Here is an 18,458-nt window from a genome sequence, read left to right as displayed (position 1 = left end):
CATGTAGTAGAAGCATGGTGGTGTTATGGGTAAATCGAAGAAGAAGATAGTGAATTGGAGTGAGTATAATGAAGCCTTGTGTAAGCGAGGCTCAGTAACGTTTTGGATTGACGACTCAGCCGTTGAAGCGTGGCAATGCAAAAGACACCATGGAAAACGTGGCAGAGGCTTTCAGTTTTCTGATACTGCTATTGAAACCGCTTTGATGGTTAAAGGGATATTCTCACTCCCGTTACGTGCGCTTCAAGGTTTTATCGACTCCATTTTTGCCTTGATGAACGTCCCTTTGCGCTCCCCAAACTACAGCAGTATTAGCAAGCGCTCAAAGACCGTTCAGGTACAATACAAGAACAAATCTAAAGGCTCAGTTCGCCATATTGCTATTGATTCAACAGGTCTGAAAGTCTTTGGTGAAGGTGAATGGAAAGTTAAAAAGCATGGAGCAGAAAAACGTCGGACTTGGCGTAAACTGCATCTGGCCGTTGATGTTGATACTCATGATGTGATTAGCGCAGAAGTCAGCCTCGTCAATGTCGGTGATAGTGAAGCTCTCCCAACATTGCTGAATCCGCTTCGTAGAAAAGTGCATTCTGTATCAGCAGATGGTGCTTACGACACGAAAAAGTGCCATGAAGTATTGCAGAATAAGGGTTGCAAACCTCTCATACCTCCTCGGAAAAATGCTGGTTATTGGGAAGAGGGACACCCTCGGAATAAAGTGGTCGATGCACTTAAAAGCGATTCGTTAGCTCAGTGGAAAACTGACTCTGGCTATCACGACCGTTCAATCTCTGAGACGGCAATGTCCCGATATAAAGGACTGACTAGCGGAACATTGAGCTTGAGATGTTATAACGCTCAAGTTGGTGAGGCGTTGGCAAATGTCAAGGCGATGAATAAAGTCCTAGGGCTAGGTATGCCCATTAGAAGCTAGCTGGCAAGTTCCGTAGGATAGCTACGTCCTTTTCCTGATTTGATCAACAACGCCCACTAGATGACTAAAACATCCAACACGCAAATGTCCAAAAAACTACAAGTGAGGTACTCCTCCAACATAACTAATCTCCAATCCCAGTCAGTTACATTCCCACTTTTCCCTTTTCCAAGCACTTGTGCAAGATCTGCATAAGTCTTATTCCATTCCGCTAGTTTTTCAAAACCCCTCGCTCTCTATAATGCCCGACATCCGCTACAGCGAACAAGATTCACTAACGAGAGTGTCGAGTATGACTAAGAAATATGAAAATGCAGTGCTGGATGACCAAGCACTGATTGATGGCCTTAAATCAATCAATCCAGTATGGGGCGATATGACAGTGCGCGTTGCTGGAGAAGCATGGGGCATGCCTTTAATTGACCAGAAAACTAAAGCACTAATCACCATCGTCATTGACCAAATGGCGTTGAGTGTAACGGGGGAAGGTAATCCATTTGGAGCCCACGTTGATATGGCGCTTAAGCAAGGTGCTACCTATGCAGAGCTTGAAGAATTAATTGTGTTTGCATCGGCATACACAGGCTTCAATAAGGGTGCGACCACTATGGGTGCATTAAATAAGATTCGTCACGAACGAGGAGATTTCTAATGGCTATTCCAGGCTTAAAAAAACCAGACCACATCGGCTTCACGGTTCCAAATCTAGATGAGGCGATTACCTTTTTCCAAGAGCTCTTTGAGTTTGAATTGGCGTACCAGTTTGGCCCATTCGCTTCAGATGATAATTGGATGACAGATCACCTAAATGTTAATCCACGCGCTGAGATCACCAAAATAGCGGTGATGAATGCCAAAGGGATCAACTTAGAGATCTTTGAATACGCAGACACGGTAGAACGCAACAAAACTGTGCCTAATAACGCAGACATTGGCGGTCATCACCTCGCTTTTTATGTTGAGGATATGAATGCCGCAGTATCGTATCTAAGAGAGCAAGGTATTCAAGTCCTTGGAGAGCCGACCACTATGACGGAAGGTCCCACAGGTGGCGAGTCTTGGGTCTACTTTATGGCGCCTTGGGGGATGCAGTTAGAGCTTGTCTCTTATCCGAACGGCAAAGCCTATGCTTATCACTCAGCAGTAGCGCTGTTTGATCCACGATGAACATTATCTTTATTGTTCTGATCGTGATTGCAGGAATGGGGCTGTCTTTCGAGGCAGGCCTGTTAGGCCCTCTAGGCGAGCAAGTTGGTCATCTATGGGCAACATTGAGCATCTTTGGTGTTGGTACTGCGCTCCTTTGGATTATCCGCCACTTCACACCGCAAGGAAAGTTTAAGGCTTGGAATACGATTCCAAAATGGCAGCTTGTTGGTGGCTTGCTGGGGCCCGTGTACGTGGTGATTCTTACGTTATCGACACCCATTTTAGGTGTGGCGATGACGATGGTTTGTGTCCTGTTTGGGCAAATCACAAAGAGTTTTGCCATCGATTACTTCGGTTGGTTCTCTATGCCAAAGCAAGCAACAAACCCATTGCGTGTGCTTGGCTTGATGTTTATTTTTCTAGCGCTTTGTTTTGTCTACTTAGGGGGACAGCAATGACCTTAATTATTTTACTGGCGATTGCGTCAGGTATGGCGCTTAGCGCTCAAGCGGCGATAAATGGGCAACTTGGCGCCAAAGTGGGTGTGATTGAGAGCTCGCTACTGACATTTAGTATGGGTACTGTCATTACCGGTTTATTGATCTTTTTCTTTGAACCTAGCTATGACGCCACACTGTTGACGGTTCCCAAATGGCAACTGGCAGGGGCACTGTTTGGCATCTTTTATATGATCGTTATGGTTGCTGCGGTACCCAAGGTTGGTGTTGCCATCGCAACAGTAGCGACTATTTTGGGTCAGATGATCATGAGTCTGGTGATCGATACTCAGGGCTGGCTCGGTAATGCTCCAATTGAACTGAATTACTGGCGCATTGCCGCCATGGTGTGTATTGCATGCGCTTTGCTATGCATCTATTTAGCGAATCAACAAACACAATCTGTGTTGGATGCACCTGTAGCAAAGCCAACAATTATCAAGGAAACACTGCATGTCAGCTAAAACACTGATCGTATTTTTTAACCTAAAAGCGGCAACAGACGAAACACAGTATCTGCAATGGGCCAAAGAGTCCGATTTACCCACGGTAAACAAGCTCAGCAGCGTGTCATCGTTCGAAGTATTCAAAGGGATCAGCATGTTTGGCCAAGATAAACCCTCACCATGGGATTACTTTGAGGTAATACATATTGAATCTGAGGACGCATTTCTGAGTGATATCCAAACCGAAGAAATGCAAAAGATTGTCGACCAGTTTCAGTCTTTCGCTGAGGATGCTCACTTTATCGTTGCCGAGAATATTCTCGCTGCATAATAGATAAAGGTTAAGGCAAGCTAAGTATTAGCTTGCCTTTTTTTGTGTTTAGAACTTAATCTTTGTTTATCGCTGGTAGGAGAAATTTTGTGAATTACGATGTGTCTTTATTGGAAATAAAATTGTTTTTGATGACCACCCAGTTTGGCAATTTTTCTGAAGTGGCACGTCGGCAAGATATGACGCCATCTTCGGTGTCTCGTAAAATGGCGCATCTAGAAGAGAAAGTCGGAACCAAGTTATTGCACCGCCATACTCGCTCCATATCACTGACCGATGAAGGCATCGCGTTTCATAAGCACTGTGCCGAAATCATTAACCAATATGAACGTGTCGTTGAACATATTGAACAGCGCGCAAATACCCCTCGCGGCACAGTAAAGATAAGTGCTCCAGTTGCCTTCGGACGCCTTCATATAGCGCCATACCTCACGGAATTACTCGAACGTTATCCACTTCTCAAGGTTGAAATCCAGCAGACCGATGCCTTTGTAGATCCCGCCGCCGAGGCGATTGATCTGATGATCCGAATCGGTGTGCCCCAAGACTCCTCACTGAGAATGAAACGTTTTGCAAAGCAATGTTATGTGATGGCGGCAAGTTCCAGTTATCTAAAGTCTTATGGCGTACCAAGCACACCCGAAGAGCTCAAACAGCATAACTGCTTAGTGTTTAAGGGGACCAATGGCTTGCAGCGCTGGTTTATCGGTAAGGATAAATTAGAGCCGTATGAGGTTACAGGCTCACTTTACGGCAATAACGCGGAAACCTTAGTGACCAACGCGGTGGACGGCAGTGGTATTGTGGTCTTTCCCACTTGGTTGATTGGTAAAGAGCTAAAGAGTGGCAAACTAGTACCTGTGATGGAAAACTATCAAGTATCGACCAGTTTGGAGCAGCAAGTGATTGGTGCTCTCTATCTTGAGACCGATAATCTTGCTGCAAAGGTGAGGGTGGTGATTGATTTTTTAGCGGAGAAATTCAGTAGCACAAACGATAAAGACAAATGCTACTGGGATGATGTTTAGCCAAATGCTCTTGCCGTGAGATTGTTTAAGCAAGGGAGAAAAACAGACACTGTGCATGCCACGATTGCCACAATAGACGCATTAATGCGCAAAATACTACCAATTAGCGCTTCTATCCTGCCTATACTGAAAATACTTAATCTTTGAAATAAAATATTACAATTATAATGGTTTCGTGGGGTGTTAATATTATTCACGGTATGCCTTAGAGCGTGAAAATTGATTCTATTTTAAGTTGTAATAGTCGGATTTTCCGATGGTTAAAGTCAGCCAAATCATATGCTTACATGTATTTTGTTCTGCTTTCGTACTACACGGCTTGCCACTGCATAACTGGCTTTACTAACTGGAACTTTTGCTTTTTACAAGCCTATGTTGCCTGAGGTTCATTTGTATTATTAAATTATTTGAAGGTGTCCACAAAATGATAAATTAGGTTGGTGTAAGTAGACATTTCTGGGCAAAAGAGAGTTTCTATAGATGCAACATGTTGCTAATCTCGCGCTCAACGGAAACACCTTATAAAGAGATACTTATGAAAAAGTCACCAATTCTATTAATCGCAGGTTCACTACTATTAGCGGGTTGTACTTCAAATCAGGGAAGTACAGTGCCAGTTACTCAGTCTACATTCATCATGGTAGACCAAGGCGTTGCTATGGCTTCTATGCAAGAGGTTTTAGAGCTACGAGAAAGCATTCTTAACGCTCAAGATGGCGACGTAATCAGCATCAAAGAAGGTCGTTATAAAGACCTAGGTAGTGTTACGCTAACTGCGAATAACGTAACCATTAAAGCTGAAAAGCCAGGTTCTGTTATTTTTAATGGTTCGACTCAATTTGTGATCAAGGGTAACAACAACCTAATTGAAAGCTTGGTATTCACTGACGGTGGCGCGACACTAAATACAGAAAGCCATGGTGCAAACATTATGGGTGTATTTGGGATCTTCGGTAAAAACAATACGCTAAACAACTCTGTGATCTACAAGTTCAATGACTATGAATACGTTGCAGACGAGAAAGGCAAATACCCTAACATCCGATGGGTAACTGTTGGCGGCGAGAACAACAAGATCACCAACAATACCTTTGAAGGTAAGTACAAGCGTGGCGCTATGCTTGTGGTTGCAACTTCAGACAAGCTAGAAAAGACATTGATTGAAGGTAACATCTTCAAAGACTTAACTGCTTTGGATATCGAACTGATCGAAAACTCTGACCCTAAGATGGTGAGAACAAACCGTAACGATCGTCAAGCAATCCGAGTAGGTGATAGTCACAACTCTCTGTTTGATTCTCAAAGCATCGTAAGAAACAACTACTTTGACAACATTAGTGGTTATGTAGGCAAAAATGGCTCTGGCGAAATCGAGTTAATCTCAGTTAAAGCGAGTGGCATTACATTTGATGGAAATACCATCAAAAACAGTACTTCAATGATCTCTCTAAGACATGGCCACAATAACGTCGTAACAAACAACGTTATCTTGCCTGGCGATACACCAAACTCTGGCGGTATTCGAATCTATGATGAAAACCATATCATTGAAAACAACTACATCGAAGGAACGTTAGGCAAAGGTACATACCGAGGTGCGCTTGTTCTTAATACCGGTATCATCGATGTATCTAAAGGTGAAGTACTAAGCAAGGACTCTACAGACGGTAAAACGCTACAAAAGCAGTGGACGCCTAAAGATATCGTTGTTAAGAACAATACTTTAGTGAATAACACTCAAGGCATCTTTGCTAGTAATGCGATTCACCGCGTAAGCCTAACTGACGATGCTCGTGTAGAGACTATCTTCCCAGCTGTTGATACATTATTTGAAAACAACTTATCTATCGCTGCAAACGAAGGTACCAACGCGTTCAGACAATTTGAAGGCGAGAAATTCCAAATGGTTGGCTCTGAATATGTGAACAATATCTTCTACGGTCAGGTTGACGGGCTTGAGCCACTTCCTGCAGGGATCTCAACGGAAGCGCCAGCGATGGAAAGAGACGAGCAAGGCTTGATCAAAGCGGTAGGTACAGTGGGTGCAACTAACCTAACGGTGCTAACCGAAGATATGGTTGGTTCTTCAATCGTATTCAAATAGTAAAACTATCTAAAGTCTAAGGCGTGTCATTCACTTTTTACGAAGGTACAAAGTGAATGACACGCCTTTTTGTATGTCTAGAATTTGGCGTTCGCTACGGATTTAGAACACTACGCTAACCGTTTATCTGCAACATGAAGCTCGATGGTTGCAATGCCAATGAAATTCCTAGCTACAGGCAAACCTTCAATTTACATGTTAGGTTCCGCAGAACTGGTTTTCGGCAGATCTAGACTATTGAAGATAGTTTGATATAGAGCTGAGGTATCATTTGGCAGCATAACGATAATTTAGCGGTTCATTTCATTGATGATCAGCAAGTCGAATTAGGCTTTACTATTGCCCCTGACACTCAAAAGTTAGGCTTCTATTTTGTATTAGAGGTAGAGGTGCTGTGCTTCCCAAGAGAAGCGCACTTTGTTCAGAGTGTTTTTGCAAAGGCGCTTGGGCGAACAATATCAATATACTGCCTATGTCTCAAAATCTACAGCAGAGAATAGAGCGTGTGGTGCTTCACTCATAGCGGCCCAGTACTTGTCTCCATAAGACCAGTGCCACCATTCAAATGGGTAATTAACAAAGCCCACCGACTCCATGCATCCAAATAGAATCTCTCGATTCTTTAGAACATTCGGTGGTAGGTCATCGAAGAAGGAGTAACACTTGCCACTAGATGCGGTTGGATCCTCATCGTACTTGCAACCAAGGTCAATCTCAGCTCCATTTTTGTCTATCAATGACACGTCAACGGCTCCACCTGTTGGATGACCGGCGACATTAGGTGGTGCTATATATTCAGACGTAAGCTTATGAACCTGAGCAGATGAAAGGTTCTTATGTTCTTGCAGGCAGAACAGTTTAATTAGTCTTCGATTATAAATAAAAGACTGGAATGACTTAGGTCTATGGGTCTCTTTTACCAATAGATAGAGCCCTTCGGGAAGAAGAAGTGACGCTTGCTTTAATCTATCCACTACGCTTTTTCGCGCTATAAATTCGTTCGCATATCCCAGTTCTACATCATGGTCTAAAACCAACTTAGCCCCCTGCAGTGCTATTGAGATCATTGGCTCATTGTTTTCAATGACAGCCATTTTCTGAACGCTAGGGTGCAGTAAGTTGATGTTATCCAATGTAAATATCCTACTGATAGAAGTGAAAAAAGCGATGAATGATAGGTTTTGGGAAATGTTCATGCAACAAAAAGTTTGTGGTCATCACAACGTGCTTAGAGGCTTAGGGGAAATCTCGTGCTATGGCTGCAACATGATAGTCGAGTAAAAGAGTGGTCGAGCCCTTTAAGTCCCATGAAACGTTTCATGAGTATCACTTCTTTCATAATTTGCGATGCAAATAAAGTTTATCTGTTACATAAAAAGGTGATGCAGGTCTTGTTGTGAACTTATAAATAAGGCTTTACCTCTGTCTTTTTATGGCTAAACACCTAGTAAGCCTAGGGTGAGGCTCTTTTTATTTTTTCGGCTTTATTAATCGGAAATGAGCTGTGAAGGCCTTCAATATTTTCGCGTGTTTCATTCCATATAATTTTCCCGTCCTAAAACACATTCAAAAATTGGGAAATAATAATAATGAAACAATTTAATCTTTTACCTGTATCTTTAGCTGTTGCAGCCACTTTGGTCGCAGCACCTTCTTTTGCGGACACTGAACTGGAAGAACTAAAACAACGTTTGGCGGAGCTAGAATCCAAACAACAAACTTCTAGCTATGCAGATGATCAACAACCACTCGTACTTTCTTCCAAAAGCGATGTTCCTGATGGCGTAGTCTTTACAGGTTATGCTCGTTACGGCATGCAATATGCTGCAGATGATGCGGGGCGAGTTACCACTGATGGCGCACTCACAGGTAACTCGACAGGTCGTCTAGGTAACGAAGGCAATGGTGGAGAGTTCCAGTTTGGTAAATTCTTTGAAAGTGATGGTGGGGCGATCTGGGATGTACAGGTCATGCTTGAACACTGGCAAGGTGATGCTGATGGCGATGCGGTAGGCCTTAAAAAGTTCTATGCCGGTGTTACTAATCTGTTTGAGTCTCAACAGGATCTCTATATCTGGGCTGGACGTGACTTCCACCAACGACCTGCAACAGACCTAAACGATTACTTTTGGATGATGCACGATGGTCAAGGTGGTGGTTTCTATAACCTTGACCTAGGCGGCGTGAGCTTTGATATGTCTGTGGTTGGCCAAGTTGATGGTGCTTCAGTTGAAGACAACGGCCGCTATGCGGTGACCTCTAAGTTGCACGGTATCTCTTTGGGTGAAGCTGATTTTAGTTTCTACGCTAACTATGGTTTTACATCGAAGGATGATTTGACCAATATTTCTGAAAAAACAGGAAGTAGCGTAGATGCTGCTAGCAGTGCTTACCAACTTGTTGGCCAGCTGGGAATGTATGACCAAAACTTTATTGTGCGTTACTCGAACAACGCCCTTGATAGTGTTTTTGATCTAGCCGAAGACCAAACAGCGCTGTTGTTTAGCTTTGATGGTAGTTACTCATTTAACGACCAGTGGGGTGTTGAATACCTAGCAGCCTACCAATCACTGGAAGGCAAAGATGTCGAAGACCGCGTAAATACTAACTTCATTGTACGCCCGACCTATGCCTGGAATGATGTCCACTCTACATGGTTAGAGATGGGTTACAGTGTCGTAGAGTTTGACGATATTGATGCCACGAACTCATCTTGGAAGACGACTCTGTCGCAGAATATCTCATTTGGCGATATGGGCACGGCGCGACCAATGCTTCGCTTCTACGCGACTGTGGGTAACTCTGATAACGAGTACACAATTAACCACAGCGATCCAACCTACGTTAGAGATGAAGACACTTTAACTGTTGGCGCAATGTTTGAAGCTTGGTGGTAAATAGCCACTGTTTAACAATAGGGCTAAGATATTATTTCTTAGCCCTATTGACTGTAATTATTAATATTAAAACTGAATAATTGATTGAGATTATTAATTAATGAGGTGGTTGTTTGTCGTTACAATTATTAACTTTTTTAATTAGCAAATATGTAGTATTTAAATATCTATAATAAAAGATTTAATTGCGCGAGTAGTGAATTTCTCACTTCAATATTAATCACAGAGGATTAAAGCGCCCTTAGCAATGGATGCATTTTTACTTTAATAGAGGTAACCATTCTATGGCGACAATTCGAGACGTTTCAGAGCGTGCAGGTGTATCTGCTGCGACAGTATCAAGAGTCATCAATGGCACTAGCCATGTATGTCATGACAAAAAACTAAGAATTGAAAAAGCGATCAGAGAACTCAATTATAAACGAGGCTTTACCCGCTTATCACCACGCCTTAACCGCAATGGGGGCATCGGCATTGTGGTTCCTGAACTAGGTGGACCAATTTACGCCAGCATATTCCAATCAATCGAGGAATGCTTTTGTCAGTTTGGGTATCACATCATTGCCACTTCAGGCTCAAATGATTCGAGTAAGCAAAAAGAATCCATTGAATACCTTTTGAGCCGTAGAGTAGATGCAATCATTCTGTGCAATCTAGACCTCGATGACGACTACCTAATGGAAATTGAGAAACGAGGTGTCCCATTAGTGATCTTGAATCATTATGTCCCAGAACTTTCAGAGAGCTGTATTAGTATTGATCATCATTCGGGTGGACGGATTGCAACGCAGTATTTGCTCAATAATGGGCATACTCAAATAGCCTGTATTTCTGGGCCACAAAACAAAGCAGGTGCTAGAGCAAGACTACAAGGTTATAAAGACGCGCTAACATCGGCAAATATAGAATACAACAATGACCTAGTGTGTGAAGGGGACTATCTAGAAGCTTCCGGTGCCAAGGCGATGGAGCGGATACTCAAACGAAAACAACCGTTTACCGCTGTATTTGCCTCGAATGACAGGATGGCTTTTGGCGCGATGCAAACCCTGCGCAAACATGGTTTGTCAGTACCTGAGGACGTTTCATTACTAGGATTTGATAATTGGAGTTTTAACCAATATATCACCCCTGGCATTACTACAATCAATATTCCTCTTAAAGAAATGGCATCAGAAACCGTGCAGCTTATCTTGCAAAAACTCTCCAAGAAGCCCTGTAGTGTTGATTTTATTCTGCAGCCAACATTGGTTATAAGAGACTCCGTTCAATCATTGGTGGTGCATTCATAACGTCTGTCGTAGACAAATAACAAAGCCTCCAAAATGGAGGCCTAAGCTAACGATCTACTTTAATTTATGCAGGCTGATAAAGCATGAAAGCCACTACAAGCGCAAGGCTTCCTCCTAGACAGCGGTTCACGATCATCATCTGTTTAGGTGATTGCAGTAGCTTTTTAAGCATAGTGCCGCAATATGCCCATACCAACATACAAGGTACACCGGTTATGACCATGCCGCTAATGATGGTCACGACTTGAATTAGGTAGTCCGCATTTGGGGTGATGAACTGTGAGAATACGGTTAATGAAGCAATCCAACCCTTAGGGTTCAATACTTGAACTAATACGCCAGAAATAAAGCCTGAGCGTTTGTCCGTGGTGCTTTCTTCTATTTGAAGGTTGGCAATAGACCATGCCATGAACAACAAGTAAGCCGCACCTGCGTATTTCAAAATCGTGTACAGCTCTGGGTAAAGGCTAAACAGGCCCACTAAGCCAACGCTAGACCCTGCCAGTACGATGATAATGCCAAACGCGTTGCCCGAGATAAATGGCAAAGTCGCGGCAAACCCATAACGACTTGATATCCCAAGTAATGCGATATTTCCTGCCCCAGGTGTAATTGCGATAGAGGTTGAAAACAGCAAGAACGCCAGCATTAACTGAGAGCTCATTCCTCTCACTCCTAATTGATAAAGTTTTGATGCGCAGAGTCTACCGATTTGACTGGGAATTAAATTGCTAAATGCGCTAGTATAAAGACAGTTTTGAGCAATATATTTCTAAAAGTGGCATGAAAAAGAAAGAATCAACCAATGAAGTGCTCGATGACACAGATGTTGCCATCTTGGGTCATATTCAACAAGACGGGCGCATGAGTAATAGCAAGCTTGCCGAAAAAGTTAACCTCAGTGAAACGCCTTGTTGGCGTCGTTGGAAGCGCATGGAAGATACCGGCTATATCGATGGTTATGCGGCTAAGTTGAATCGTAAAAAACTGGGTTTTCATGTGGCTGGTTTTACTCTTGTCACCTTAGGGAACCACGAAGTAGAAAACACCGAGCCGTTTGAAGAGTTTGTAGCCGTCACCGACTGGATCCCAATGTGCCACTGTATTGCGGGTGGAGCAGACTACATGGTTCAAGTGCTTGCCAAAGATTTGGAAGAGTACTTTGAGCGTATTAGTTCAATCAGGCGGGTAAAAGGCGTCAGCGCAATTCAGTCCAACATCTCAGTGAAAGAGTTGAAGAATAGCTATGCGCTGCCTCTTGGTGATTGAACGGCCGTTGTATATCAATACGAATTGCGCTTATCGTGTAAAAAGAGTGGATTGATAAACGTTAAGAAGTACTCACAATCCACTCTATATACTGGGGGTTATACACAGGGTGACCGCATGAGTGCCTAGTTTTTCACCACTCGAGTAAAACCAGCACTTAATACTGCCTCTAGCATCGATGTATTCATCATGCAGCGCTTTTGCTTACCAACAATGCTTAGCTTGGTTGGCTCTTCTCGGAGCATGTTCAAGCTCATATGACGTAGGCATGATAGGTTCTCTGCACCGTGATCTTTGTATATCAGGCATGCATCTTCATTCATGGTGACATCAAGTACCCAGTGCATTGACTCTATGCCCCAATGTTCTCTGACAGCCATAGCAGCTTGCTCTGCACTAAGCTCTTTGGAGCTGATGTAATAACGGTACTCTAGGTCGACAGATTTATCTTTCTCAAGGCGAAAGTTTTCAACCATCACAATGCTCTTCAAGCCTTTCCAGCGAGAGAAATTACCTTCAAGTTTTGCACTGTCAAAAACATAGCATTGACGAGACTCTATACGGCCATGTCCTTGCTCAAGAGAGATGTTATCAGCCACATTGGCTCGCTGAGAAGAGAATGCCTTTTCTATTGCTTGTCGGAGTTTTCCTTGGTTGCTCTTTACGGCAAGCAGGTAGTCTCCACCTTGATCTACAATGGCTTTAGCAATCTTGGTTTGACAGGCCATAGCATCAATTGTTACTAGGGCCCCCTTGATATCGAGCATCTTTATCAGTTCAGGGATCGCTGTAATTTCATTGCTTTTTTGTTCGGTTTTTAGCTGTCCCAGTACGAGCTTGTTGGACGACGCATAAGCACTAATCATATGAATGGTGCTCTTCCTGTCTTCACGATTATATGAGCCGCGAAGTGTTTTGCCATCAATCGCAATCACTTGACCTTCGGTGAGAGTATGAATTGATGACATCCAGTTAATGAAGCACTCATGGAACTGTTCGGGTTCAATGGTAGAGATGATACGAGCTATTGTGTCATCAGCAGGAATACCATTCAAAAACAAGTCATTATGCTTAAACCAATCATGATGACCGAGAATGTATTCACGAATATCGAACCAACCTTTCGCGCCTGCAATCACCGCACATAGCGAGCCAAAAAGGACTTCAAACAGGCAATATGTGACCTTTGCACCTTGGCGTTGGTCGATAATCGTTTGAAAATGTTCTTTGAAGTGGTCAATGTGCATGATGCTCTCCCTAAAAAGGGAGTATATGATCACAGCTAAATGTGATCGTCAAATCGATTGTGATTTTGATTAAAAAACGTTCACGATCTCACCCTGCGACTGCTCCCAATCAGAAGACTGTGCACTGACATTGGGAGCAAATACATCAATCCGCCCAATCTCACCAACCCAAGCCTTGAAATCCTCGGCATGCGTAACGGCCAATTGCTTGGCATGCAGGTGGGAATATTCTTCAAGCTCACCCAAAAGAGTATCGATCTTTGTTTGGTCACGCCCGCAGAAATAGACATGCGCCCCTTCTTCTAAAAAGGTCTTAACTATCGCCGCCCCAATACCAGAAGAGCCGCCAGTAACAACAAACTTGAAAAACACCGGGTGTTTCTACTCCTGAGTATATCGATAGAACGTATATGATTTTAAACCGCGGGGTTGGTTATGGCCTATGTGGATTAATGGATATTGTAGGTATGGTGACGTTACACAACGTATTCTCTTATTGGGGGAAGAAAAATAATGACCTTCAAATGAGCCTCAATGCAGAATACCTTAAGACTCACTTTGTTGATACAAACTTGCTCGGGCAAAAATCGGGTGAAGGTTATTATACTTATCCAGCACCTGCTTATAGTGCATCAAATTTTTTAGCGATACCTGATATATCACAAGTTAAAGAAATAGCTAAGCTTGCTATTTTTCAAGAATAAATACCAGAAAATGAGGCGATAAATTTCGATTTAATCATGACGTTAATATTTTTTTGGTGGGAGTTAGTTGAATGATTTTTATTTGTTATTAATGTGTTAATGTACTAATGTACTAATGTATTAATGTATATTTTTCAATATGATATCTACAATTTAAAATTAAATGAGAATAGGAGCCTAATATGACAGAAGAAGCACATAGCACCAAAGGTGGTACCCTTTTTTTTGATGCGAAAAAATGTATTCACTCGCGTAACTGCGTATTGAATCGGCCTGATGTTTTTGTCCCAAATGTAGAAGGTGAATGGATCCATCCTGAACGTGCCAGTAGCGATGAATTACATGCTATTGCTGATAACTGCCCTTCAGGTGCAATACGTTTTGTTGAAAACGATAAAGCACCCAAAGGCCCGCTGATTAATACCCTGCATATACGAGAAAATGGCCCTTACGCATTAAAGGCTACTATTCAAATGAATGGTGAACCTGAAAACTCGACTAACCTGACGCTTTGTCGTTGTGGCGCCTCTAAGAATAAACCTTATTGTGATGGCTCTCATAGTGCAATGCCCTTTATTTCAACAGGCGAGGTAAAAACACTCGATTCAGAACCACTAGCAAGTCGTAATGGCGTGGTTATTGTAAAACCCGCTAAAGATGGGCCTTTATTTCTTTATGGCAACCTTGAGGTCTGTTCAGGTACTGGGCGAACGGTAAACAGAGCCGAAGAAGTTCATTTATGCCGTTGTGGGCACTCTAAGAACAAACCTTATTGTGACGGTACCCATGCAAAAATTGGTTTTAGCTCTGAGGATTAATAAATATGAGTAATAGTAAACAAACAGGTAATACGTGGGAAACTGAAATAGGTGATGACGGTGCGTTTAATAGAGAGCTCACCGAGTTTCGTCATACTATTACGCCAGATGGGCCTTTTACAGCAGAGAAAGGCCGATATCATTTATACGTCTCTTATGCGTGTCCATGGGCACATCGAACACTCATGGTGCGTAGCTTAAAAGGCTTACAAGATATTATTAGTGTTGATGTGGTTGCACCTTTTTTACCTGATACTGGCTGGTCTTTTAAAACGGATGAAGCGGGTGCAACCGGCGACCGAGTTAATCAATTTGATCACCTACAGGAAGTTTATTTTAAAGCGAATAAAGACTTTAAAGGCGTGATTACCGTGCCGGTTTTATGGGATAAAAAATTAAAAACGATCGTCAATAATGAATCCGCCGAGATAATCCGCCTATTAAATACGGGGTTTCAGGAGTTTGCTGAAAATCCTCAGCTTGATCTCTACCCGCAACATTTACGAACGGAAATAGACGAGCTAAATACGTGGATTTATCGCGACATTAATAATGGTGTTTATCGCTGTGGTTTTGCAAGAACACAAGCCGCTTACAAGAAAGCGTTTAATATTTTATTTCCGGCACTTGATAAAGTGGAAAGTATATTAAATAAAACAAAATACCTTACAGGCGATCAACTTACCGAAGCGGATGTTCGGTTATTTACTACCCTAGTAAGGTTTGATGCTGTGTATTATACCCACTTCAAATGTAATGCTAAACGTATTGTTGACTATCCATCAATATGGCGTTTTGTCCGTGATATCTACAACGAAAAAGGTGTTTCAGAAACCGTCAATATGGATCATATTAAGAAGCATTATTTTCAATCTCATACGCATATTAATCCGTTTGGTATTATACCCGAAGGGCCTGAGATCGACTTTAGTCTTTAACTTTTCAGGGGCTTATCAAAGAAGAAAAGCCCCGTTATTTATCTAGATTCAACCTAGTTAACATTGAGCTAACTAAACTGAATTTATACATTCACGAGGTTTGTCATTTCATGTCTCATGACACCATTAAAAAAGCAAATTGGTTAGAATTATTTTTTGACTTAATTTTTGTTTTCGCTATATCTACCGCAACTCATCTGCTTGCCCATGTCCACAATGGCCACCTAGCAATAGAAGATTACCTTACCTTTGTATTAGTGATCATACCTATTTTATGGGTTTGGACTGGGCATACATTATTTTCAACCCGCTTTGATACTGGGGATAAGTGGCAACGCTTTTTAACCTTTGTCGTTATGTTCTTTGCAGTTTTTTGGACTGCATTCATCAATAGTGATTTTGATAGTTATTACCATGGCTACCTGGCATTTTATGTTTTAGCTCGTACAACACTCATCATAATGTATTGCAACGCGGCAAGGGTAAATGCAGAGGCCATTCCTGTTGCAAAAAACCTAGGTATTGGTTTTGCCATTGGCTTAGCTATTTGCATTTCTTCTGTGTTTTTTGAGCCACCTTATCGTTATATTGTTTTATATTTGGGGATTGGCGTTGAAATTATCACGCCTCTGCTACGACGAAGCGTATTAAAAGCAGTCCCCGTTGCGTCGCATCATTTACCTGAGCGATATGGGATATTCGCCATTGTTTTATTAGGTGAGTCGGTGATTATGTTAGCTGCAAATTTAGGGAAGTCAGATTTGACAATACCGGTTGTTGGTACCGTTATTTCTGGATTCGTACTCATCATCACATTATGGTGGTTATACTTTGACTTGGTCGATAACTATTCGGTAGGTAAGCATTTAGGCACTGGGCAAAATATTGTTTATGGGCACTTGTTTATTTATAGCGGATTATCATCCATTGCCGTATTTATCGCTTTTAGCATTAAACCTGAGTTGCATCTTAAGGATCATATTATCTTAGGTGTATTTGGCTTTTTGGTCTTTATCATCGGTCTTTTAATTACTTTTAAGTGGCATAGATTAGTGCAAAAAAAATACCTAATAGAATATTTTTTGTTGACGATATTTTCTGCAATATCATTATTTTTATCACATGGGCTTGTAGATTAATTATTGACAAAAATTTCTGTCTTCGTTGCAGTTCTAACACTAGGGAAAGTCCGTTATTAAAGAAATTAATAGCATGTCTGCATTCAGTTTTAAAAACGGATTAACATTATTTTTTCATCTTATTGTGTTTAATAAATATTTTAATAAATTCACTCTTTGTTATTTTTAATACACAGAATTATTTACCTAAAAACACCTCACTTGGTAATGCTTGTATCTGCTCTATAAACCAAGCGAGCGCCTTGCCTTTATTATCCTTTTGCCATGCGACACATAAATCTATCTCTCTTACCTCTGGTTTTGCTACCGTTAATGCGACCAACTCACCGCTATTTAATTCTTCTTGTATCCGATGCACAGGTAAATAACCAACACCCAAGCCTAATAATTGTAAATCAATTTTTTGAATAATATTGCCCACGGTAATGCGAGGTTGTCCATCAAGTAGACCGGCTGAACGAGTAGCAAGCTGTCTAGAACTATCTGCGACAACAATAGAGGGGTATTGTTTAATTGTTCTTGCGCTCAGTGGTGGTGGTAATTGACAAAGCGGGTGGTCTTTTGCAACGGCAAAAACAAACTCTAATTCGCCGATAGAATGAGCTTTAAAATTGTTATTACGCAGGTCGCCTGCGACACCAATAATAAGATCACTTCGTCCCGCAGTTAGAGCATCCCAAGTCCCCCCAAATATCTCTTCAGTTATTTTAATGTCAATCCATGGGTTAGTGGCTTGAAATTGTTCAATCAACGCATAGATTGGTTTAAAACAGAGAATGCTATCGATAGCGATACGTATCTCTAACTCCCACCCGCTTGCAGATTGCTTTGCCATATAAGTGAGTTCATTAGTGGCCTCTAAAATCAACCTGCCTTGTTCCACGATCAAATGACCAACGGGCGTCAAGTCCGCTTTGCGCTTGCTCCGGTCAAATAAAGTCAGATCTAAATCTTCTTCAAGTTTATTGACGGTATAAGAAATAGCAGAAGGAACGCGAAATAGTTCATCGGCTGCAGCAGCAAAGCTTTTCTTACGCTCAATCGCATCTAGTACGCGTAATGCATCTAATGTAATGGGTGAAATCATTAGTTCAATCCTTTTGAATTGGTTGTTCAGTTTTAATCGTTATTAATAACCAGAAGCTTTAAATATAATAGCTTCAACATTCAAAAACAACGAACCAACTAACAACTTAGGAGAATAAAATGTCTACATCTTTACTTAATAAAATAACTCAATCTACAGCGAACTGGTCAGCATTGGTATTAAGAATTCCAGTGGGGGGTATTTTTATGGCGCATGGCGCACAAAAGTTATTCGGGATGTTTGGGGGGTACGGTCTTGAAGGAACGGGTCAGTGGATGGACTCAATTGGTTTAGGGCCTGGTTATTTAATGGCCTTAATGGCTGGTAGTGCAGAATTTTTTGGCGGGTTATTAATCATTGTTGGTTTATTAACACGACCTACAGCCTTGGTCTTAGCTTTCACAATGATAGTAGCGATAGTGACAGTGCATTTAGAAAACGGCTTATTCATGAGTAACAATGGTTATGAATTTGGTTTGTCATTAGCGGTGATTAGTTTTGCCTTAATGTTCCAAGGTGGCGGTCGTCTAGCGATAGATAACCTGATCGCAAAACGCACACAATCATAATCAATACGA

The 18,458-nt window shown here is 41.9% G+C and carries 20 protein-coding genes and 1 pseudogene; 16 read left to right on the top strand and 5 right to left on the bottom strand.

What is annotated here, in order from left to right; genetic code table 11:
• The first annotated feature begins 25 nt into the window (after positions 1 to 25).
• From A6E01_RS18220 to A6E01_RS18185, 8 genes are all read left to right on the top strand, one after another.
• The gene (locus A6E01_RS18220) at positions 26 to 934 is read left to right on the top strand and encodes an IS5 family transposase (RefSeq protein WP_017027019.1); all 909 of its coding nucleotides are present in this window, start codon (positions 26 to 28) and stop codon (positions 932 to 934) included.
• Positions 935 to 1,226: 292 nt separating this feature from the next.
• Positions 1,227 to 1,586, top strand: a complete 360-nt coding sequence (locus A6E01_RS18215) for a carboxymuconolactone decarboxylase family protein (protein ID WP_065210943.1) — start codon at positions 1,227 to 1,229, stop codon at positions 1,584 to 1,586.
• On the top strand, positions 1,586 to 2,101 hold the full coding sequence (locus A6E01_RS18210; protein ID WP_017028222.1) for a VOC family protein: 516 nt from the start codon (positions 1,586 to 1,588) through the stop codon (positions 2,099 to 2,101). Before A6E01_RS18215 ends, A6E01_RS18210 begins: the two co-directional genes overlap by 1 nt.
• Entirely contained in the window at positions 2,098 to 2,541 is a 444-nt protein-coding gene (locus tag A6E01_RS18205) for a DMT family transporter (RefSeq protein ID WP_017028221.1), read from the top strand. The genes A6E01_RS18210 and A6E01_RS18205 overlap by 4 nt, the downstream gene beginning before the upstream one ends.
• The gene (locus tag A6E01_RS18200) at positions 2,538 to 3,044 is read left to right on the top strand and encodes a DMT family transporter (protein ID WP_017028220.1); all 507 of its coding nucleotides are present in this window, start codon (positions 2,538 to 2,540) and stop codon (positions 3,042 to 3,044) included. Before A6E01_RS18205 ends, A6E01_RS18200 begins: the two co-directional genes overlap by 4 nt.
• Positions 3,034 to 3,357: a hypothetical protein gene (locus A6E01_RS18195; protein ID WP_017028219.1), complete on the top strand. Its 324-nt coding sequence runs from the start codon at positions 3,034 to 3,036 to the stop codon at positions 3,355 to 3,357. Before A6E01_RS18200 ends, A6E01_RS18195 begins: the two co-directional genes overlap by 11 nt.
• Before the next feature lie 89 nt (positions 3,358 to 3,446).
• On the top strand, positions 3,447 to 4,385 hold the full coding sequence (locus A6E01_RS18190) for a LysR family transcriptional regulator (protein ID WP_017028218.1): 939 nt from the start codon (positions 3,447 to 3,449) through the stop codon (positions 4,383 to 4,385).
• 535 nt (positions 4,386 to 4,920) lie between these two features.
• Positions 4,921 to 6,489, top strand: a complete 1,569-nt coding sequence (locus A6E01_RS18185) for a polysaccharide lyase 6 family protein (RefSeq protein ID WP_065210942.1) — start codon at positions 4,921 to 4,923, stop codon at positions 6,487 to 6,489.
• 470 nt (positions 6,490 to 6,959) lie between these two features.
• Here the strand turns inward: A6E01_RS18185 and A6E01_RS18180 are convergent, their stop codons facing one another.
• A complete protein-coding gene (locus A6E01_RS18180) occupies positions 6,960 to 7,622 on the bottom strand; it encodes a M15 family metallopeptidase (protein ID WP_065210941.1) in 663 nt (220 codons plus the stop codon).
• Positions 7,623 to 8,078: 456 nt separating this feature from the next.
• Between A6E01_RS18180 and A6E01_RS18175 the strand changes: the two genes are divergently transcribed.
• Both A6E01_RS18175 and A6E01_RS18170 read left to right on the top strand, forming a co-directional pair.
• Complete coding sequence (locus A6E01_RS18175; protein WP_017028214.1) at positions 8,079 to 9,386, top strand: carbohydrate porin; 1,308 nt, start codon at positions 8,079 to 8,081, stop codon at positions 9,384 to 9,386.
• 284 nt (positions 9,387 to 9,670) lie between these two features.
• Positions 9,671 to 10,678 (top strand): LacI family DNA-binding transcriptional regulator, encoded by a 1,008-nt coding sequence (locus A6E01_RS18170; RefSeq protein WP_065210940.1) that lies wholly within the window; start codon positions 9,671 to 9,673, stop codon positions 10,676 to 10,678.
• 64 nt (positions 10,679 to 10,742) lie between these two features.
• On the opposite strand, the gene A6E01_RS18165 is transcribed toward A6E01_RS18170, so the two are convergent.
• On the bottom strand, positions 10,743 to 11,342 hold the full coding sequence (locus A6E01_RS18165) for a LysE family translocator (protein WP_065210939.1): 600 nt from the start codon (positions 11,340 to 11,342) through the stop codon (positions 10,743 to 10,745).
• Between the two features lie 119 nt (positions 11,343 to 11,461).
• Here A6E01_RS18165 and A6E01_RS18160 point away from each other — a divergent pair, with 119 nt between their 5' ends.
• A complete protein-coding gene (locus A6E01_RS18160) occupies positions 11,462 to 11,947 on the top strand; it encodes an Lrp/AsnC family transcriptional regulator (RefSeq protein ID WP_026012866.1) in 486 nt (161 codons plus the stop codon).
• A 125-nt stretch (positions 11,948 to 12,072) separates the two neighbouring features.
• Here the strand turns inward: A6E01_RS18160 and A6E01_RS18155 are convergent, their stop codons facing one another.
• Positions 12,073 to 13,194, bottom strand: coding sequence for an ISAs1 family transposase (locus A6E01_RS18155; RefSeq protein WP_065209685.1), 1,122 nt, complete (start codon positions 13,192 to 13,194; stop codon positions 12,073 to 12,075).
• A gap of 69 nt (positions 13,195 to 13,263) precedes the next feature.
• The gene (locus A6E01_RS18150) at positions 13,264 to 13,566 is read right to left on the bottom strand and encodes an SDR family oxidoreductase (RefSeq protein WP_065210938.1); all 303 of its coding nucleotides are present in this window, start codon (positions 13,564 to 13,566) and stop codon (positions 13,264 to 13,266) included.
• A 14-nt stretch (positions 13,567 to 13,580) separates the two neighbouring features.
• On the opposite strand from A6E01_RS18150, the pseudogene A6E01_RS18145 reads away from it, so the two are divergent.
• From A6E01_RS18145 to A6E01_RS18130, 4 genes and pseudogenes are all read left to right on the top strand, one after another.
• Positions 13,581 to 13,898: pseudogene (locus tag A6E01_RS18145) on the top strand (3-hydroxyacyl-CoA dehydrogenase family protein); the annotation flags it as partial.
• Between the two features lie 182 nt (positions 13,899 to 14,080).
• Complete coding sequence (locus A6E01_RS18140) at positions 14,081 to 14,716, top strand: CDGSH iron-sulfur domain-containing protein (RefSeq protein WP_065210936.1); 636 nt, start codon at positions 14,081 to 14,083, stop codon at positions 14,714 to 14,716.
• A 5-nt stretch (positions 14,717 to 14,721) separates the two neighbouring features.
• Positions 14,722 to 15,654 carry a glutathione S-transferase family protein gene (locus tag A6E01_RS18135; protein WP_065210935.1) on the top strand — a complete coding sequence of 311 codons (933 nt, stop codon included), beginning with the start codon at positions 14,722 to 14,724 and terminating at the stop codon, positions 15,652 to 15,654.
• A 110-nt stretch (positions 15,655 to 15,764) separates the two neighbouring features.
• Positions 15,765 to 16,793 carry a low temperature requirement protein A gene (locus tag A6E01_RS18130; RefSeq protein WP_065210934.1) on the top strand — a complete coding sequence of 343 codons (1,029 nt, stop codon included), beginning with the start codon at positions 15,765 to 15,767 and terminating at the stop codon, positions 16,791 to 16,793.
• 178 nt (positions 16,794 to 16,971) lie between these two features.
• On the opposite strand, the gene A6E01_RS18125 is transcribed toward A6E01_RS18130, so the two are convergent.
• Positions 16,972 to 17,880 carry a LysR family transcriptional regulator gene (locus A6E01_RS18125; protein ID WP_065210933.1) on the bottom strand — a complete coding sequence of 303 codons (909 nt, stop codon included), beginning with the start codon at positions 17,878 to 17,880 and terminating at the stop codon, positions 16,972 to 16,974.
• A 119-nt stretch (positions 17,881 to 17,999) separates the two neighbouring features.
• Between A6E01_RS18125 and A6E01_RS18120 the strand changes: the two genes are divergently transcribed.
• The gene (locus A6E01_RS18120) at positions 18,000 to 18,449 is read left to right on the top strand and encodes a DoxX family protein (protein WP_065210932.1); all 450 of its coding nucleotides are present in this window, start codon (positions 18,000 to 18,002) and stop codon (positions 18,447 to 18,449) included.
• Positions 18,450 to 18,458 lie beyond the last annotated feature (9 nt).

Source organism: Vibrio breoganii, from assembly GCF_001677275.1.
In the GTDB taxonomy this organism is placed as follows: Bacteria; Pseudomonadota; Gammaproteobacteria; order Enterobacterales; family Vibrionaceae; genus Vibrio; species Vibrio breoganii.
The sequence above is the reverse complement of the archived record's forward strand: the minus strand, read 5'-3'. Positions and strand labels throughout refer to the sequence as shown.

Excerpts from the sequence above, each read along its gene's own strand:
- A6E01_RS18215 (WP_065210943.1), top strand. The coding sequence starts at position 1,227 with ATGACTAAGAAATATGAAAATGCAGTGCTGGATGACCAAGCACTGATT.
- A6E01_RS18170 (WP_065210940.1), top strand. The coding sequence starts at position 9,671 with ATGGCGACAATTCGAGACGTTTCAGAGCGTGCAGGTGTATCTGCTGCG.
- A6E01_RS18200 (WP_017028220.1), top strand. The coding sequence starts at position 2,538 with ATGACCTTAATTATTTTACTGGCGATTGCGTCAGGTATGGCGCTTAGC.
- A6E01_RS18135 (WP_065210935.1), top strand. The coding sequence starts at position 14,722 with ATGAGTAATAGTAAACAAACAGGTAATACGTGGGAAACTGAAATAGGT.
- A6E01_RS18160 (WP_026012866.1), top strand. The coding sequence starts at position 11,462 with ATGAAAAAGAAAGAATCAACCAATGAAGTGCTCGATGACACAGATGTT.
- A6E01_RS18195 (WP_017028219.1), top strand. The coding sequence starts at position 3,034 with ATGTCAGCTAAAACACTGATCGTATTTTTTAACCTAAAAGCGGCAACA.
- A6E01_RS18175 (WP_017028214.1), top strand. The coding sequence starts at position 8,079 with ATGAAACAATTTAATCTTTTACCTGTATCTTTAGCTGTTGCAGCCACT.
- A6E01_RS18220 (WP_017027019.1), top strand. The coding sequence starts at position 26 with ATGGGTAAATCGAAGAAGAAGATAGTGAATTGGAGTGAGTATAATGAA.
- A6E01_RS18185 (WP_065210942.1), top strand. The coding sequence starts at position 4,921 with ATGAAAAAGTCACCAATTCTATTAATCGCAGGTTCACTACTATTAGCG.
- A6E01_RS18130 (WP_065210934.1), top strand. The coding sequence starts at position 15,765 with ATGTCTCATGACACCATTAAAAAAGCAAATTGGTTAGAATTATTTTTT.
- A6E01_RS18155 (WP_065209685.1), bottom strand. The coding sequence starts at position 13,194 with ATGCACATTGACCACTTCAAAGAACATTTTCAAACGATTATCGACCAA.
- A6E01_RS18140 (WP_065210936.1), top strand. The coding sequence starts at position 14,081 with ATGACAGAAGAAGCACATAGCACCAAAGGTGGTACCCTTTTTTTTGAT.
- A6E01_RS18210 (WP_017028222.1), top strand. The coding sequence starts at position 1,586 with ATGGCTATTCCAGGCTTAAAAAAACCAGACCACATCGGCTTCACGGTT.
- A6E01_RS18120 (WP_065210932.1), top strand. The coding sequence starts at position 18,000 with ATGTCTACATCTTTACTTAATAAAATAACTCAATCTACAGCGAACTGG.
- A6E01_RS18205 (WP_017028221.1), top strand. The coding sequence starts at position 2,098 with ATGAACATTATCTTTATTGTTCTGATCGTGATTGCAGGAATGGGGCTG.
- A6E01_RS18125 (WP_065210933.1), bottom strand. The coding sequence starts at position 17,880 with ATGATTTCACCCATTACATTAGATGCATTACGCGTACTAGATGCGATT.
- A6E01_RS18165 (WP_065210939.1), bottom strand. The coding sequence starts at position 11,342 with ATGAGCTCTCAGTTAATGCTGGCGTTCTTGCTGTTTTCAACCTCTATC.